The sequence below is a fragment of the Rhizobium nepotum 39/7 genome, assembly GCF_000949865.1.
GTDB classification, from domain to species: domain Bacteria; phylum Pseudomonadota; class Alphaproteobacteria; order Rhizobiales; family Rhizobiaceae; genus Agrobacterium; species Agrobacterium nepotum.
The window spans coordinates 1-14,813 of the sequence record NZ_JWJH01000008.1 but is presented as its reverse complement, the minus strand read 5'-3'; the positions used below and the strand labels follow the sequence as shown (position 1 = coordinate 14,813).

At 59.8% G+C, this 14,813-nt stretch carries 12 protein-coding genes and 1 pseudogene; 10 read left to right on the top strand and 3 right to left on the bottom strand.

The genetic code is table 11. The features are described 5' to 3' along the window. Positions 1-102 precede the first annotated feature (102 nt). From RS75_RS10020 to RS75_RS10000, 5 genes are all read left to right on the top strand, one after another. The gene (locus RS75_RS10020; protein WP_045019918.1) at positions 103-1,053 is read left to right on the top strand and encodes an ABC transporter permease; all 951 of its coding nucleotides are present in this window, start codon (positions 103-105) and stop codon (positions 1,051-1,053) included. Then, complete coding sequence (locus tag RS75_RS10015; protein ID WP_045019916.1) at positions 1,050-1,871, top strand: ABC transporter permease; 822 nt, start codon at positions 1,050-1,052, stop codon at positions 1,869-1,871. The genes RS75_RS10020 and RS75_RS10015 overlap by 4 nt, the downstream gene beginning before the upstream one ends. Positions 1,872-1,924: 53 nt before the next feature. Next, positions 1,925-3,322 (top strand): amidase, encoded by a 1,398-nt coding sequence (locus RS75_RS10010; protein ID WP_045019914.1) that lies wholly within the window; start codon positions 1,925-1,927, stop codon positions 3,320-3,322. 96 nt (positions 3,323-3,418) lie between these two features. Continuing rightward, a complete protein-coding gene (locus RS75_RS10005) occupies positions 3,419-3,985 on the top strand; it encodes a DJ-1/PfpI family protein (protein WP_003499036.1) in 567 nt (188 codons plus the stop codon). Between the two features lie 70 nt (positions 3,986-4,055). Further along, the gene (locus tag RS75_RS10000) at positions 4,056-4,406 is read left to right on the top strand and encodes a ribbon-helix-helix domain-containing protein (RefSeq protein ID WP_045019911.1); all 351 of its coding nucleotides are present in this window, start codon (positions 4,056-4,058) and stop codon (positions 4,404-4,406) included. A 165-nt stretch (positions 4,407-4,571) separates the two neighbouring features. Here the strand turns inward: RS75_RS10000 and RS75_RS09995 are convergent, their stop codons facing one another. From RS75_RS09995 to RS75_RS09985, 3 genes are all read right to left on the bottom strand, one after another. Next, the gene (locus RS75_RS09995; RefSeq protein ID WP_045019909.1) at positions 4,572-5,492 is read right to left on the bottom strand and encodes an ABC transporter permease; all 921 of its coding nucleotides are present in this window, start codon (positions 5,490-5,492) and stop codon (positions 4,572-4,574) included. Then, a complete protein-coding gene (locus RS75_RS09990) occupies positions 5,485-6,495 on the bottom strand; it encodes an ABC transporter permease (protein WP_045019907.1) in 1,011 nt (336 codons plus the stop codon). Before RS75_RS09990 ends, RS75_RS09995 begins: the two co-directional genes overlap by 8 nt. Positions 6,496-6,570: 75 nt before the next feature. Further along, entirely contained in the window at positions 6,571-8,280 is a 1,710-nt protein-coding gene (locus RS75_RS09985; RefSeq protein ID WP_045019905.1) for a peptide ABC transporter substrate-binding protein, read from the bottom strand. Between the two features lie 304 nt (positions 8,281-8,584). Here RS75_RS09985 and RS75_RS09980 point away from each other — a divergent pair, with 304 nt between their 5' ends. From RS75_RS09980 to RS75_RS09960, 5 genes and pseudogenes are all read left to right on the top strand, one after another. Next, complete coding sequence (locus tag RS75_RS09980; protein ID WP_045019902.1) at positions 8,585-9,748, top strand: M20 aminoacylase family protein; 1,164 nt, start codon at positions 8,585-8,587, stop codon at positions 9,746-9,748. A gap of 48 nt (positions 9,749-9,796) precedes the next feature. Continuing rightward, the gene (locus RS75_RS09975; RefSeq protein WP_045019900.1) at positions 9,797-11,647 is read left to right on the top strand and encodes an ABC transporter ATP-binding protein; all 1,851 of its coding nucleotides are present in this window, start codon (positions 9,797-9,799) and stop codon (positions 11,645-11,647) included. Positions 11,648-11,954: 307 nt separating this feature from the next. After that, positions 11,955-12,908 (top strand): sugar-binding transcriptional regulator, encoded by a 954-nt coding sequence (locus RS75_RS09970; protein ID WP_045019899.1) that lies wholly within the window; start codon positions 11,955-11,957, stop codon positions 12,906-12,908. A gap of 144 nt (positions 12,909-13,052) precedes the next feature. Further along, entirely contained in the window at positions 13,053-14,366 is a 1,314-nt protein-coding gene (locus tag RS75_RS09965; protein ID WP_045019897.1) for an ABC transporter substrate-binding protein, read from the top strand. A 172-nt stretch (positions 14,367-14,538) separates the two neighbouring features. Continuing rightward, positions 14,539-14,813, top strand: a pseudogene (locus RS75_RS09960) (sugar ABC transporter permease); the annotation flags it as partial.

Genomic DNA, 14,813 nt, shown 5'->3' with positions numbered 1-14,813 from the left:
GATTCCCGTGACGGGCACGGGAATGAGGAGAGATTTGCGCAGGAAGACGACAACTTCATCTGCCATGTTCGGCAGCGAAACCGCGCAAGGAGAAGATGCCAGATGTTAGCCGTTCTCATCCGGCGCCTTGCAAGCCTCATCGTCACGCTGTTTGCGGTGTCGCTCATCATATACATCATCATGGGGCTGCTGCCGGGGGATCCGGCGGCCATCATGCTCGGCACGTCGGCAAGCCCCGATACGCTTCTCGCGCTGCAAAAGCAGATGGGTCTCGATCAGCCCCTGCCATTGCGTTACATCCACTGGCTCGTCGGCGTGTTCCGGGGTGATCTTGGGCAATCCTACACTTACGGCGTGCCGGTGGCGGGGTTGATTGTCGAACGGCTTGCCGTCACCCTGCCGCTTGCCCTGCTCGCAGTCTGCCTTTCGGTCGCCATCGCCATTCCGCTCGGTGTGGCAGCGGCCAGAAGCCGTAACGGGCCGGTGGATTTCGCAGCCGGGCTGTTTTCCCATGTCGGCATTGCCGTGCCCGGTTTCTGGGTTGGGCTTCTGCTCATCATCGTCTTTTCCACCACGCTCGGCTGGCTGCCATCAGGCGGTTTTCCCGGCTGGCGTCCGAGTTTCTCGGCGGGGCTTGTGGCGCTCATTCTTCCCGCCATTGCCCTTGCGCTGTCGCAGGCAGGTGTTCTCACCCGCGTCTGCCGTTCGGCAGTACTTGAGGTAATGAACGAGGATTTTGTGCGCACCGCCCGGGCCAAGGGCTTGAGCGAACGGGTGGCGCTGTGGCGGCATGCGGTACCGAACGCCATGATCCCCGTTGTCACCATGATCGGTCTGCAATTCACCTTCCTGATTGCCGGGGCCGTTCTGGTGGAAAATGTCTTCAACCTGCCGGGTCTTGGGCGGCTCGCTTTTCAGGCGCTGACGCAGCGGGATATCGTCGTCATGCAGTCCGTCGTACTGTTCTTCTCGGCGCTCGTCATCGTCATGAATTTTCTGGTCGATATCGCCTATCTCTTCATTGATCCGAGACTGCGGGCAGGTGCACGATGATGCGACTGATCCGCCGCCGCCCAGCCTTCGTCCTTGGCATCGCCGTCACCGCTTTCCTGGTCGCTGTCGCGTTGATCTCGCTGGTCTGGACGCCCGTGTCACCCACAAAGATGCAGATCGTCCAGAAGCTGAAATCGCCGTTTGTTTATGGCGGTCTCGGTACTGACCATTTCGGCCGCGACGTTCTCTCCATGCTGATGGCCGGGGCGTGGAATTCGCTCTCCACCTCCATTGCTGCCGTCGCCATCGGTGCTCTTATCGGTACTGCCGTCGGTGTTTCCGTCGCAGCCTTGCGGGGGTTCACCGAAACCGTGGTGATGCGCATCTGCGATATCATTTTTGCCTTGCCGCCGATCCTGTCGGCCATGATGCTCGGCGCCTTCATCGGTACGGGGCGGTTTACCGCCATCATCGCGATCGCCACCTTCATGGTGCCTGTCTTTGCCCGGCTGACGCTGGGGGCGGCCCTGCAGATATGGTCGCGGGAATATATCACCGCTGCCACCAGCATCGGCCAGAACCGCACGAAGATCACGCTTTTCCATATCGTGCCGAATATTTCCAACCAGATCATCGTGCAGGTGACGATCCAGCTCGGGCTTGCGATCCTCACCGAAGCGGGGCTTTCGTTTCTCGGTCTCGGCATGCCGCCTCCGGCTGCCACATGGGGGCGGATGCTTGCGGATGCGCAGACCTATCTCGGTACAGCGCCGTGGCTCGCCATCATGCCCGGCCTTGCGATTGCACTCGCTGTCTTCGGCCTCAATCTTCTTGGCGACGGCCTGCGCGATCTGCTCGACCCGCGCGATACGAGCTGACCGCTTCAGAACTTTGCCGTCGATATTTCCTGTTTTTTTGACGAGACGATGCCATGACCGATCTCATATACCTCAACACGCTCGAAATTCTGGCGCTTTACCGCGATAAAAAATTGTCGCCATCGGAATATTGGCAGGCGGTGGAGGCCCGCATCGACGCTTTCGAGCCAACGGTGAACGCGCTTTACGCCTATGATCCGGAGGATGCCCGCAAACAGGCGCTGGCCTCGACGGAGCGCTGGCAAAAAGGCGAAACGCTCGGGGCTCTCGATGGGATTCCGGTGTCGCTGAAGGAACTGATCGCCACCAAAGGCCAACCGGTTCCGCTCGGCACCAAGGCGGTGGAACTGGTGCCTGCACTGGAAGACGCGCCGGTGGCCGCCCGCTGCCGCGAGGACGGTGCGATCCTTTATGCCAAGACGACCTGCCCTGATTACGGCATGTTGTCATCAGGCCTTTCCAGTTTCCACAAGCTCAGCCGCAACCCGTGGGACCCAACACAGAATCCCGGCGGCTCCAGCGCCGGTGCTGCCTCTGCCGGTGCTGCGGGTTACGGCACGCTGCATATCGGCACGGATATTGGCGGCTCGGTGCGGCTGCCGGCCGGATGGACGGGGCTGTTCGGCTTCAAGCCCAGCCAGGGCCGCATACCCGTCGATCCCTATTATACCGGCCGCTGCGCCGGGCCGATGACCCGTACCGTTGTCGATGCCGCCTATGCGATGGCCACCCTTTCCCGCCCGGACTGGCGTGACGGCACCGCTCTGCCGCCGAACGATATAGACTGGATGGACCTCGATATCGACGTGAAGGGCCTGAAGATCGGCCTGATGCTGGATGCCGGCTGCGGCTTGGCTCTGGAGGAGGAAGTGCGCGACGCCGTGCTCTCCGCCGCGAAACTGTTTGAGGAGGCAGGGGCCACCGTCATCCCAGTCGAGCCGGTGCTGACGCGGGACATGCTGGACGGGCTGGATGATTTCTGGCGGGCGAAATTCTGGGGCGATATGGCGGCATTGAGTGCGGATCGCCGTGCCGCGATCCTTCCCTATATTCACGAATGGGCGGAAAGGGGCGCGAATGTCTCCGGCGCGCGTGCCGCTTTCGGTTTCAACCAGACCATGGAAATGCGCAAGGCCTGCGGGCGGTTGATGCAAACGGTTGATGTGGTGATTTCACCCGTCAATCCCATCGTTTCCTATCCCGCCGACTGGGCCTCGCCGACCAACGATCCCGAGCGGCCCTTCGAACATATCGCCTTTACCGTCCCGTGGAACATGTCCGAGCAGCCGGCATCCTCGATCAATTGCGGCTTTTCAAAATCCGGAATGCCCATCGGCTTGCAGATCGTCGGCCCGCGCTACGCGGATCTGCTCGTCCTGAAGCTTTCCAAAGCCTTCGAGGATTGGGGCGGCGGTGTACGGCGCTGGCCGGAGCCGTCGCAAGGGCGTTGATTCCGTCTTTATCGGCCTTGTAGTATTGCCATAATACCCGCATCTCCACCCGCCCTGCTACGGTGCCCAAGGCATTCAAAAACGGGAGGAGCAAACATGCCGAAGAAGATTTTGATGATCACCGGCGATTTCGCCGAGGACTATGAGACGATGGTGCCGTTCCAGACCCTGCTTGCGGTCGGTCACACGGTCCATGCCGTCTGCCCCGGCAAAAAGGCGGGCCAGACCATCGCCACCGCCATTCATGATTTCGAGGGCGACCAGACCTATTCGGAAAAACGCGGCCACAACTTCGCGCTCAACGCCACCTTTGCCGATATCAAGGTTGCGGATTACGATGCGCTGGTCATTCCGGGCGGGCGCGCGCCGGAATATCTGCGGCTCAATGCGGATGTACTTGCCGCCGTGAAGCATTTCTTCGAGGCTGACAAGCCTGTGGCCGCCGTCTGCCACGGTGCGCAATTGCTGGCGGCTGCGGGCGTCCTCAAAGGCCGCACCTGCTCGGCCTATCCGGCCTGCCGCCCCGAGGTGGAACAGGCGGGCGGCACCTATGCCGATATCGCCATCGACGCGGCCGTTACCGACGGCAAGCTGGTGACGGCGCCCGCGTGGCCGGCCCATCCGGCATGGCTCTCGCAGTTCATGGCGGTGCTCGGCAAATAAGGCCGGCGGAACGGGGCTTTTACCTGCCCCGTTTCCCGTCTATCCTTTAAGCGTGGTGAGGGAGGAAACCATGTGTAAGCTTTTCATCAAGGCAGACCCGACGCTTTGGGAAAGCCATACGCGGTCTTTGCGGATCGACGGCATGGTCACCAGTGTCCGGCTTGAAAACTTCTTCTGGACGACGCTGGACGAGATTTCGCGCCGCGACGGCATGAACAGCGTGCAGCTTATCGCCAACCTTTATAACGAGTCGATTGATGCCGGGCACGATCTCGGCAACTTCACCTCGTTTCTGCGGGTCTGCTGCGGACGTTATCTGGCACTGCAGCTTTCCGGCGATATTCCCGCGCGCAGCGATATTTCGATTGCGGCACTGGATGCAGACAGCATTCTCGATGCGGAAAAGGTGAATTATCACTAGGAGTGTGCGCTGTTTTTTACGTGCCGATGCATTCCCTCCACCTCATTCCTGTGCTCGTCACAGGAATCCAGCCGACGCGCGTCTGCGCGACGGGAGGAGTCTTTTCAGCCCAAGGACTTGGGCTGGCTGGATCCCTGTGACGAGCACAGGGATGAGGGAGGGCGCTCACGTTTTCAGCGCCCTTGGATCAAGCGCGTCGCGCACGGCGTCGCCGATGTAGTTGACGCTCAGAACCGTTAGCGAGATCGCCAGTCCGGGCCACAGAACGCGTGAGGGCGTCAGTTGCAGGAAGTTGGCGCCGTCGAACAGTAGCCGCCCCCAGGTCGGGAAATCGGATGGAAAACCAAGACCGAGGAAGGACAGCGCCGATTCCGTGATGATCGCCGAGGCGATGCCGAGCGTGGCCGAAACCATGATCGAACTCAGAACATTCGGCAGAATGTGCCTGATGATGATGCGATACTCACGCATGCCGCTCGATTTCGCCGCCATGATGAATTCCTGACTTTTGATCGTCAGCACATCGCCGCGCACGATGCGCGCGGTATGCATCCAGCTCGTTATCCCGATCACGAAGACGATGAGGATGAAGATGCCGGTTTCCGGCCCGAAGGCCGCGCGCAGCGTATCGCGGAACAGCAGGAGGATGACGAGCAGCAGCGGCAGCAGCGGCAAGGCCAGGAACAGATCCGTCAGCCGCATCAGCGGCCCGTCCAGCTGGCGGAAATAGCCTGATAGTACCCCCACCAGCGTGCCGAGAAACAGCGCCAGCAGCATGGCGGTAATGCCGACGGCAAGCGAGATACGGCCCCCCGCCAGCACCTGCGCCAGCATGTCCTTGCCCAGATTGTCGGTGCCGAAGGGATGCGTCAGCGACGGCCACTGGTTGCGTTCCTTCACGTTGATGACGTTTGGCGCAACTGTGTGGATATAGGGGCCGACATAGACGGCAAAGAGAATGAAGACAAAAACGATCAGTCCCACCACGCCACCCTTGTGGACGCGGAACTGCTTCCAGATATCGGCAAGTGCCGATTGCACGGGCGTGGCGGCAACGGTTGGCGCTGCGAGGGTGGCGTCAGTCATAGCGGATCCTCGGGTCGAGAATGCCGTAAAGCACGTCGGCAATCAGGTTGAAGAGCACGATAAGCACCGCGAAAATGAAGGTCAGCGTCTGTACCAGCGGAATGTCCGCACCCTGAACGGCTGTTATCAGCAATTGGCCAAGTCCGTTCACACGGAATATCTGCTCGGTGATGATGGCGCCTGAAAAGATCGTCGGCACGCCGAGCGCAATCACGGTGACGACCGGGATGAGGCTGTTGCGCAGGACGTGAACGAGCAGTACGGATTTTTCCTTCACGCCTTTTGCACGCGCGGTGCGCACATAGTCCTGATGCAGATTGTCGAGCATGGAGGCGCGCACGAAGCGGCTGATCTGCGAGACGTTGTAGAGGGTCAGCACCAGCACCGGCAGGAACATCTGTTTGATCTGCGCCACGAAACTTCCCCAGTCCCTCACCTGCAGATTGGTGTCGTAGACGGAAGGGAACCATTGCAGCCAGGAGCTGAAGACGACGACCAGCAGCACGCCGGTGAAGAAGGTCGGAACCGAATAACCGACCATCGAGACGAAGGTGCCGATCTGGTCGAAGATCGAATATTGCTTGTAGGCGGAGATGACGCCGATCGGGATCGCCAGAAGCGCACCGAAAAGATAGGCGAGGCCGACCACCCAGAGCGTCTGCGGCATGCGCTGGACGACCAGATCGACCACCGGGCTGCGCGTCGCCCATGACAGGACGCGCATGCGGTTACCATCGCCGATCTGCCAGCCGGTCAGCCGTTCGAACAGGTTCAGCGGCTCGTTGATGAAGAATTGTTGCAGCCACATCAGGTAACGTATGAAGAAGGGCTGGTCGAGGCCGAGGGAGGCGCGGATCTGCTCACGCACTTCGGGCGGAATGGTCAACGGCAGGTCGAAGGTCGGATCGTTCGGCGCAAGATCGAGCAGGGCGAAGATGACGAAGCTGATAACGAGCAACGTCGGTACGGCAAAGGCAAGCCGCCGGAGCGTAAAGGTAAACATCGGAAAGTCTCCAGACCGTCAGAGTCTCGCAAAACGAGCGCGGCCACCCGTCAGGGGCGACCGCGCATTTGCGTGTTACTTCTTGCGGGACCAGTCCGCGACGTTCCAGAGTTCAGAATCCCAGGCATTCATGCGCACGCCTTCCAGCGTTAGCGAATGCGAGGAAACGTTACCGCGGTGGATGAGCGGAATATGCGCGCCTTCCTCCGTCAGCATGTCGTTCAGCTGTTTGGCAATTTCCCCACGCTTGGCGAAATCCGTCGTCTTGGAAAGCACGCCCACCAGCTTGTCAAATTCCGGGTTGCAATAACGCGGAATATTCTGACCCTGCCAGCCGTTTGCGGGGGCGGGGATCTTGTCGCACAGCCATTCCGCCAGATATTTTTCCGGGTCGGTGCCGTCGAAATTGTTGGTGTACATTTCAACGTCGGCATAAAATTTCTGGAAGGTATCCGGGCTTGCCGGATCGCCGCCGAAGAACACCGAGGCGCTGACATTGCGCAGTTCGGAGGCGACGCCGATCTGCGACCACATGTCCTTCACCAGTTCCTGCGCTGCCTGACGAACGGAGTTGGTGGAGGTCTGGTAGAGGAAGGAGAGTTTCACGCCGTTCTTGGCGCGGATGCCGTCTGCGCCCTTCACCCAGCCTGCATCGTCCAGCAGCTTGTTTGCACCTTCCAGATCCTGCTTCAGGCACCAGCTGTCGTTTTTCGTCGAAGCGACAGCCTCCGGGGCCGGCACGATGTTGCAGGTCGGCTTGCCTGCCTCGCCATAACCCGTCTCATCGATGATGTCGCGGTCGATGGCGAGAGAGAGCGCACGGCGCACGGCCGGGTCGGAAAGGGCCGGGTGCGGACCGCCCTCCTTGGTGGAGCGCTTGTCGCCCAGCGCAGGATCGGGATTGTACCAGTTGAGATTGATACGCTCGACCTGCGTGCCGAAGGCGGTTTCCAGCTTGCCCTTGCCTGCGGCCATCATGGTGGCCAGAATTTCCGGTTCCACCTGCATGTTCCAGGCGTAGTCGAATTCACCCGTTTCAAGAACGGCACGCGCAGCGGAGGCCGCATCGCCGCCGCCCTTCAGGGTCGCCGTGGCGAAAGCCGGCTTGGCCGGATCACGATAATTGGGGTTGGCGACGTAGCTGATGACGTCGTTCGGCTTGAAATCCTTGACCACGAAGGGGCCGGTGCCGATGGGGCCGAAATTGGCGGATGTGCAGCCAGGGGCGGCAGCACCGATACATTTTTCAAACTGTTTTTTCTGGATAACGGGCGATTGCGCACCGACAAATGCGGAATAGGGGTAGGGCTTCGGTTCGGTGAAGCTGACCTTGACGGTATGGGCGTCGATGGCCTCGACGTTTTTCACGCCTTCATATTGCGCCGCCTGCGCGCAGCCGCCATCTGGTGCGGTGCAATATTTCCAGGTGAAGATCACGTCGTCAGCGGTAAGGGGCGTGCCATCAGACCATTTGACGTCGCTCTTCAGCTTCCACGTCATGCTGAGCAGATCCTTCGCGACGCCGCCATTGTCGACCGTCGGAATTTCGCTCACCAGCATCGGCACCAGCTCGCCTTTTTCGTCGTAGCGCGCCAGCGGCTCGATCACCATGGATGAGCTGTAGATTTCCTTCGTGCCGCCCGAAAGATAAGGATTGAGTGTCGATACCGCCTGCCAGAACAGGATTTTCAGTTCGCCGTCACTGCCGCGCTCGGCATGGGCGGCAGAGCCTGCCAAAGCCAAGGCCGCCACCGTGCTGGCAAAGAGAACGCTGCGCTTCTTCATTATGGTTTTCCCCTTTTTTGATTTTATCTATTTGAATGTTTGACGCTTTTCCTGTCGTCATTCGCAAGGTCTATTATTGTAACTATTTGACTTTGCTAAGGAATACTCCTCCATTCCCTGTGATGCTATTGTCAGTTTTTTTGAAAAGCAAGCCCCAAACTTTTATTGATGAACAAAATTTGTGCCATTCGCCTTTAGGCCTATTTTTCGCTCAGGCAGCAAAATTCATACTTGCAAAAGCAGAAATTCCAAACGCAATATGGCTCCGACAACCCGGCGGGGAACAAAAAAAGGAAAAATGGGAATGCCGATATTGAACCGTGTGGCCGAGATGCAGGAAGACGTTGCCGGCTGGAGGCGCCACCTGCACGAGACGCCGGAGCTGCTCTACGACGTCTTCGAAACTTCGAAATTCGTGGCCGAGAAACTCAAATCCTTCGGATGCGATATCGTCGAGACCGGCATCGGCAAGACCGGCGTGGTCGGCATCATCAAGGGCAGGCACGGCGACGGACCGACCATCGGTTTCCGCTCCGATATGGACGCGCTGCCGATCCTCGAAACCAGTGGCAAGCCATGGGCTTCCAAGGTTCCCGGCAAGGCCCATTCCTGCGGCCATGACGGCCACATCGCGATGCTTTTGGGTGCGGCGCAATATCTGGCGGAAACCCGCAATTTCAAGGGTTCCGTCGCTGTTATCTTCCAGCCGGCCGAAGAGGGCGGGGCAGGCGCGCTAGCCATGCTCAACGACGGCATGATGGAGAAATTCGGTATTTCGCAGGTCTATGGCATGCATAACGAGCCGGGCATACCCGTCGGCAATTTCGCCATCCGCAAGGGCTCGACCATGGCGGCGGCGGATGCGTTCGAGATCACGATTACCGGCAAGGGCAGCCATGCGGCCGCGCCGCATCTCTCCATCGACCCGGTTCTGACCTCGGCCTATATCATCATCGCGCTGCAATCCATCGTCTCGCGGGAGACGGACCCGTTGAAGTCGCTCGTCGTCACCGTCGCCACCACCCATGGCGGCACGGCGGGCAACGTCATTCCAGGCTCGGTGACGCTGACTGGCACGGTGCGCACCTTGCTGCCGGAAACCCGCGATTTCGCCGAAAAACGCCTGAAGGAAGTGGCGACCGCCACCGCGATGGCGCATGGCGCGACGGCCGAGGTGAGATATGATCGCGGTTATCCCGTCACCTTCAACCACAGCGACGAGACCGAATTTGCGACCGGCGTGGCGGTGGGCGTGGCGGGTGCAAACGCCGTCAACACCAATCCCAACCCGCATATGGGGGCGGAGGATTTCTCCTACATGCTGGAATCGCGCCCCGGCGCCTTCATCTTCATCGGCAATGGCGATACCGCCGGGCTGCACAATGCGGCTTATGATTTCAACGACGACGCGCTGCCATACGGCATCAGCTACTGGGTCAAGATGGCCGAAACCGCGCTTGCTGCGTAAGACATCCGGCGGCCTTCATGGCCGCCTTCCGCTTTTCAGGAGATCGGCATGCTTTTAGCGGCAACATCAATGGAACAGACCGGCGGTTCGGTAAGCCCGGTTCTTTCGGTTGAAAATCTGACCACATCCTTCCGCGTCGATGGCGGCTGGAAATCCGTGGTCCGCAACATGAGTTTCGAGATCGCGCCGCGCGAAACGGTGGCGATCGTCGGCGAAAGCGGCTCGGGAAAAAGCGTGACATCGCTGTCGATCATGCGGCTCCTCGATAAAAAAACCAGCCAAATCGAGGGCAAGGTCGTGCTCGGCGGGCGCAATTTGCTGGCGCTGCCGGAGGAGGAGATGCGCAAGGTTCGCGGCAAGGACATCTCGATGATCTTCCAGGAACCGATGACCAGCCTCAACCCGATCTTCCCGATCGGCAAGCAGATCGCCGAAGCGCTTACCGTGCACCAGGACATTTCCTCATCCGTGGCGAAAGCCGAGGTCATTCGTCTTCTGGAAAAGGTCCGCATTCCCAATGCGAAGAACCGTTTCGACGATTATCCGCATCAGTTTTCCGGCGGTATGCGCCAGCGCGTGATGATCGCCATGGCGCTTGCCTCCAAACCGAAACTGCTGATTGCCGACGAGCCGACGACGGCGCTTGATGTGACCATTCAGGGCCAGATTCTCGACCTCATCAAGCAATTGCAGGAAGAGGAGGGCATGTCGGTCCTGTTCATCACCCATGATATGGGCGTGGTGGCGGAAGTGGCTGACCGCACCATCGTCATGTTCCGCGGCGACGTGGTGGAAACCGGCACGACGGACGACATCTTTCATCGCGGCCACCACCCCTATACGCGAGCGCTGCTTTCGGCGGTGCCGAAGCTCGGCTCGATGAAGGAGCGGGTGCTGCCTGCCCGTTTCCCGATCATCGATATCAAGACCGGCGAGAGCCTGCCGGTGGCGGAGGTAAAGAACACGGTCTCCGGCGGTCGTACGCCCATTCTCTCGGTCAAGGATTTGACAACCCGCTTCGATATCCGCTCCGGTCTTTTCGGCCGCAAATCCGGCGCCGTGCATGCGGTGGAGAAGGTTTCCTTCGATCTGGCTGAGGGCGAGACGCTATCGCTGGTCGGTGAATCCGGTTGCGGCAAGTCCACCACCGGACGGTCGATCACCCGGCTGATCGAACCGACCTCCGGCAACGTCACGCTTGACGGTTACGAGGTGATGAAACTCGACAAGACGACGTTGCGCACCATGCGCCGCAGTGTGCAGATGATCTTTCAGGACCCGTTTGCCAGCCTCGATCCGCGTATGAGCATTGGCACGGCGATCATGGAGCCTTTCATCGAGCACCGGCTTGGGCCAAAGCCGCAGGCACGCGAAAAGGCGGCGGACCTGATGGAAAAGGTGGGCTTGAGCCCGGATATGATGCGGCGCTTCCCGCACGAGTTTTCCGGCGGCCAGCGCCAGCGCATCGCGATTGCCCGCTCGCTGATGCTCGACCCCAAGGTCATCGTTGCTGATGAAGCGGTGTCGGCGTTGGACGTTTCGATCAAGGCGCAGGTCTGCAACCTGCTGCTCGATCTGCAACAGAGCCTCAATCTGGCATTCCTGTTCATCAGCCATGACATGGCCGTGGTGGAACGTGTGAGCCATCGCGTCGCGGTCATGTATCTCGGCGAGATCGTGGAGATCGGCCCACGCGCCGCCGTCTTCGATAATCCGCAGCATCCCTATACAAGAAAACTGATGTCGGCCGTTCCGGTGCCGGATCCGGCACGGCGGCAGATCCGGCGCAACATGGCGACGGACGAGATCAAGAGCCCGATCCGGCCGGTGGATTACGTGCCGCCGCTGCGCCATTACCGCGAGGTCTCGGCGGGGCATCTGGTGCAGGAAGCGGCTTGAACGATGGTGCTGGCTTCGGGCTAAGCGCTAATAAGGAACCGAGCGGGTACCGCTTGTTTCTTCTCCCCGCCGGGGAGAAGGTCGCGGCAGCGGGATGAGGGGGCAAGGGTAGCGAGATACGGCAACGTTGCCCCCTCATCCGACCCTTCGGGCCACCTTCTCCCCGCCGGGGAGAAGAAACGCGCTGCACCTCCGTACCACGAGGATTTCGGTCTGTCGCACGCTCCTTCCGCGTCCGTCCCGTTTGACAGCCCACGCAAAAAAATGCCAGCAAATGCTGAACGCATAATTCTCAGAGGGCGGCGGCATGGCCAGACGGAACGACGCACATGGACGGCTGGACGATGCGGCACGCGCGGGCTGGCTTTATTATGTCGCGGGCCGAACGCAGGACGAGATCGCCGCCGCCATGGGCATATCCCGCCAGTCGGCGCAGCGTCTGGTGTCGCTGGCCGTCGCCGAGCGTCTGATCAAGGTCCGGCTCGATCATCCCATCGCTGCTTGTCTTGAGAAGGCGGAGCGGCTGAAGCAGAAATTCGATCTTGGATATATCGACGTGGTACCGAGCGATCCGGCCGGCGTCTCTTCCACTGTCGGCATCGCCGAGGCCGGGGCGGCGGAAATCGAGCGCTGGCTGAAAAACGCCGATCCCATCGTGCTTGCCATCGGCACCGGCCGCACGCTGAAGGCGGCTGTGGACCAGTTGCCGCCGATGGAATGTCCGCAGCACCGCATCGTTTCACTGACAGGCAATATCGGGCCGGATGGATCGGCCGCTTATTACAACGTCATCTTCAGCATGGCCGATGCCATCAAGGCGCGGCATTTTCCCATGCCGCTGCCGGTTCTCTGCTCGTCTGCGGAAGAGCGGGAGTTGCTGCATGATCAATCCATGGTGCGCTCCACGCTGGCGCTCGGCGCTGCCGCCAATGTCACCTTTGTCGGCGTCGGCGAACTCGGCGAAAACGCGCCGCTCTGCGTTGATGGTTTTCTCGGTGTCGACGAGATGAAGGCGCTGATGGCAAGCGGTGCGGTCGGCGAGATCTGCGGCTGGATGTATGATGCCAACGGCCGCATTCTCGACCATTCCGTCAACGAGCGTGTCGCTTCCGTTCCCATTCCGTCAAGACAGACCTGCATGGTCATCGGCATGGCGCAGGGGGCGCGTAAGAATGCCTCGATTCTCGCGGCACTACGGGGCGGTCTTTTGAACGGCCTCATCACCGACGAGGCGACAAGTGAATATTTGCTCACGCATTGAGCAAAAATTAATCCATCAAAATCAATGGCTTGATTTTTCCATGTGCGTTGCAGCACAGGATGTTGCTTGACTTTTTTTGCTCACAGGTGAGTAAATGCCCCAGAGCAAAGCGAATGCTCATCAATTTTCTTCTGGGAGGAAGATATGACATTGAAGACCATTTTGCTGGGCGCATGCTCGGCACTCGCCTTTTCGACCCTTGCCTCCGCTGAAACGCTGACCATCGCCACCGTCAACAACGGCGACATGATCCGCATGCAGGGGCTGACCTCCGACTTCACCACCAAGAACCCCGACATCAAGGTCGAATGGGTCACGCTTGAGGAAAACGTCCTGCGCGAGCGGGTGACGACCGATATCGCCACCAATGGCGGTCAGTACGACATCATGACCATCGGTAACTATGAAGTGCCGATCTGGGCCAAGCAGGGCTGGCTGCTGCCGCTCGAAAAGCTCGGCGACAAATACGATGTGGACGACATTCTGCCGGCGATCCGCGGCGGTCTTTCCAGCGAAGGCAAGCTTTACGCGGCGCCCTTCTACGGTGAATCCGCCATGATCATGTATCGCAAGGACCTGTTCGAAAAAGCCGGCCTGAAGATGCCGGATAACCCGACCTGGGAATTCATCGGTGACGCCGCCCGTAAGATCACCGACCGCAAGACCGACATCAACGGCATCTGCCTGCGCGGCAAGGCCGGTTGGGGCGAGAATATGGCCTTCATCAGCGCGCTCACCAACTCCTTCGGTGGCCGCTGGTTCGATGAAAACTGGAAACCGCAGTTCGATCAGCCGGAATGGAAAAGCTCCCTGCAGTTTTATGTGGATCTGATGAAGGATGCCGGTCCGTCGGGCGCTTCCTCCAACGGCTTCAACGAAAACCTGACGCTGTTCCAGCAGGGTAAATGCGGCATGTGGATCGACGCCACGGTGGCTGCTTCCTTCGTGTCCAACCCGAAGGACTCGACGGTTGCAGACAAGGTCGGCTATGCGCTCTTCCCGACGCATGGCGAGCTGAAGAACCACGGCAACTGGTTGTGGTCGTGGAACCTCGCCATCCCGAAAAGCTCGAAGAAGGCGGATGCGGCTGAAAAGTTCATCTCCTGGGCAACCAGCAAGGACTACTCCACGCTCGTTGCTGCCAAGGAAGGCTGGGCAAACGTGCCTCCGGGCACCCGCACCTCGCTTTACAAGAACGCCGATTATGAAAAGGCAGCCGCCTTCGCCAAGCCGACGCTTGCCGCCATGGATGCCGCCGACATTACCAAGCCGACCGTAAAGCCTGTGCCTTACACGGGTGGACAATTCGTGGCGATCCCTGAATTCCAGGCGCTCGGCACCACGGTCGGTCAGTTGTTCTCGGCGGTCGTTGCCGGTCAGTCCAGCGTCGACGATGCCCTTGCCGGCGCCCAGTCGACAGCGACGCGTGAAATGACCCGCGCCGGTTACATCAAGTAATCCTCCCGAAGATCGCTGCCCGGCGTCAATGCCGGGCAGCGAACCTTACGGTCGCTAGCCGCCAGCTATGCGGCGGCCTTTAAGCCTTTCGAATCAAAACAAGAATGAGCCGGTTCTTCCGGATATGCCGGGCGCATGTCGTAATGCCCGAGCCCAAGGGGAGGTTAGTGCAATGGCAACACGAAACACGAGCGGTTTGGCGCGGGTGATGCTTGCGCCTTCGGTGCTGCTGCTTCTGGTATGGATGATCGTGCCCCTGGCGATGACTTTGTGGTTTTCGTTCCAGAACTACAATCTCCTCAACCCCGCCAATGTCAGCTTTGCGGGTCTGTTCAATTACCAGTATTTCTATACCGATCCCGCCTTCTTCCAGTCGATCTTCAACACGCTGGCCATCGTCGGCGGCGTGCTGTTGATCACGGTCATCGGCGGTATTGCCATTGCGCT

What these genes read in the sequence shown, in the direction of transcription:
- RS75_RS10020 (WP_045019918.1), top strand. Translation starts at nt 103, where the DNA reads ATGTTAGCCGTTCTCATCCGGCGCCTTGCAAGCCTCATCGTCACGCTG.
- RS75_RS10015 (WP_045019916.1), top strand. Translation starts at nt 1,050, where the DNA reads ATGATGCGACTGATCCGCCGCCGCCCAGCCTTCGTCCTTGGCATCGCC.
- RS75_RS10010 (WP_045019914.1), top strand. Translation starts at nt 1,925, where the DNA reads ATGACCGATCTCATATACCTCAACACGCTCGAAATTCTGGCGCTTTAC.
- RS75_RS10005 (WP_003499036.1), top strand. Translation starts at nt 3,419, where the DNA reads ATGCCGAAGAAGATTTTGATGATCACCGGCGATTTCGCCGAGGACTAT.
- RS75_RS10000 (WP_045019911.1), top strand. Translation starts at nt 4,056, where the DNA reads ATGTGTAAGCTTTTCATCAAGGCAGACCCGACGCTTTGGGAAAGCCAT.
- RS75_RS09995 (WP_045019909.1), bottom strand. Translation starts at nt 5,492, where the DNA reads ATGACTGACGCCACCCTCGCAGCGCCAACCGTTGCCGCCACGCCCGTG.
- RS75_RS09990 (WP_045019907.1), bottom strand. Translation starts at nt 6,495, where the DNA reads ATGTTTACCTTTACGCTCCGGCGGCTTGCCTTTGCCGTACCGACGTTG.
- RS75_RS09985 (WP_045019905.1), bottom strand. Translation starts at nt 8,280, where the DNA reads ATGAAGAAGCGCAGCGTTCTCTTTGCCAGCACGGTGGCGGCCTTGGCT.
- RS75_RS09980 (WP_045019902.1), top strand. Translation starts at nt 8,585, where the DNA reads ATGCCGATATTGAACCGTGTGGCCGAGATGCAGGAAGACGTTGCCGGC.
- RS75_RS09975 (WP_045019900.1), top strand. Translation starts at nt 9,797, where the DNA reads ATGCTTTTAGCGGCAACATCAATGGAACAGACCGGCGGTTCGGTAAGC.
- RS75_RS09970 (WP_045019899.1), top strand. Translation starts at nt 11,955, where the DNA reads ATGGCCAGACGGAACGACGCACATGGACGGCTGGACGATGCGGCACGC.
- RS75_RS09965 (WP_045019897.1), top strand. Translation starts at nt 13,053, where the DNA reads ATGACATTGAAGACCATTTTGCTGGGCGCATGCTCGGCACTCGCCTTT.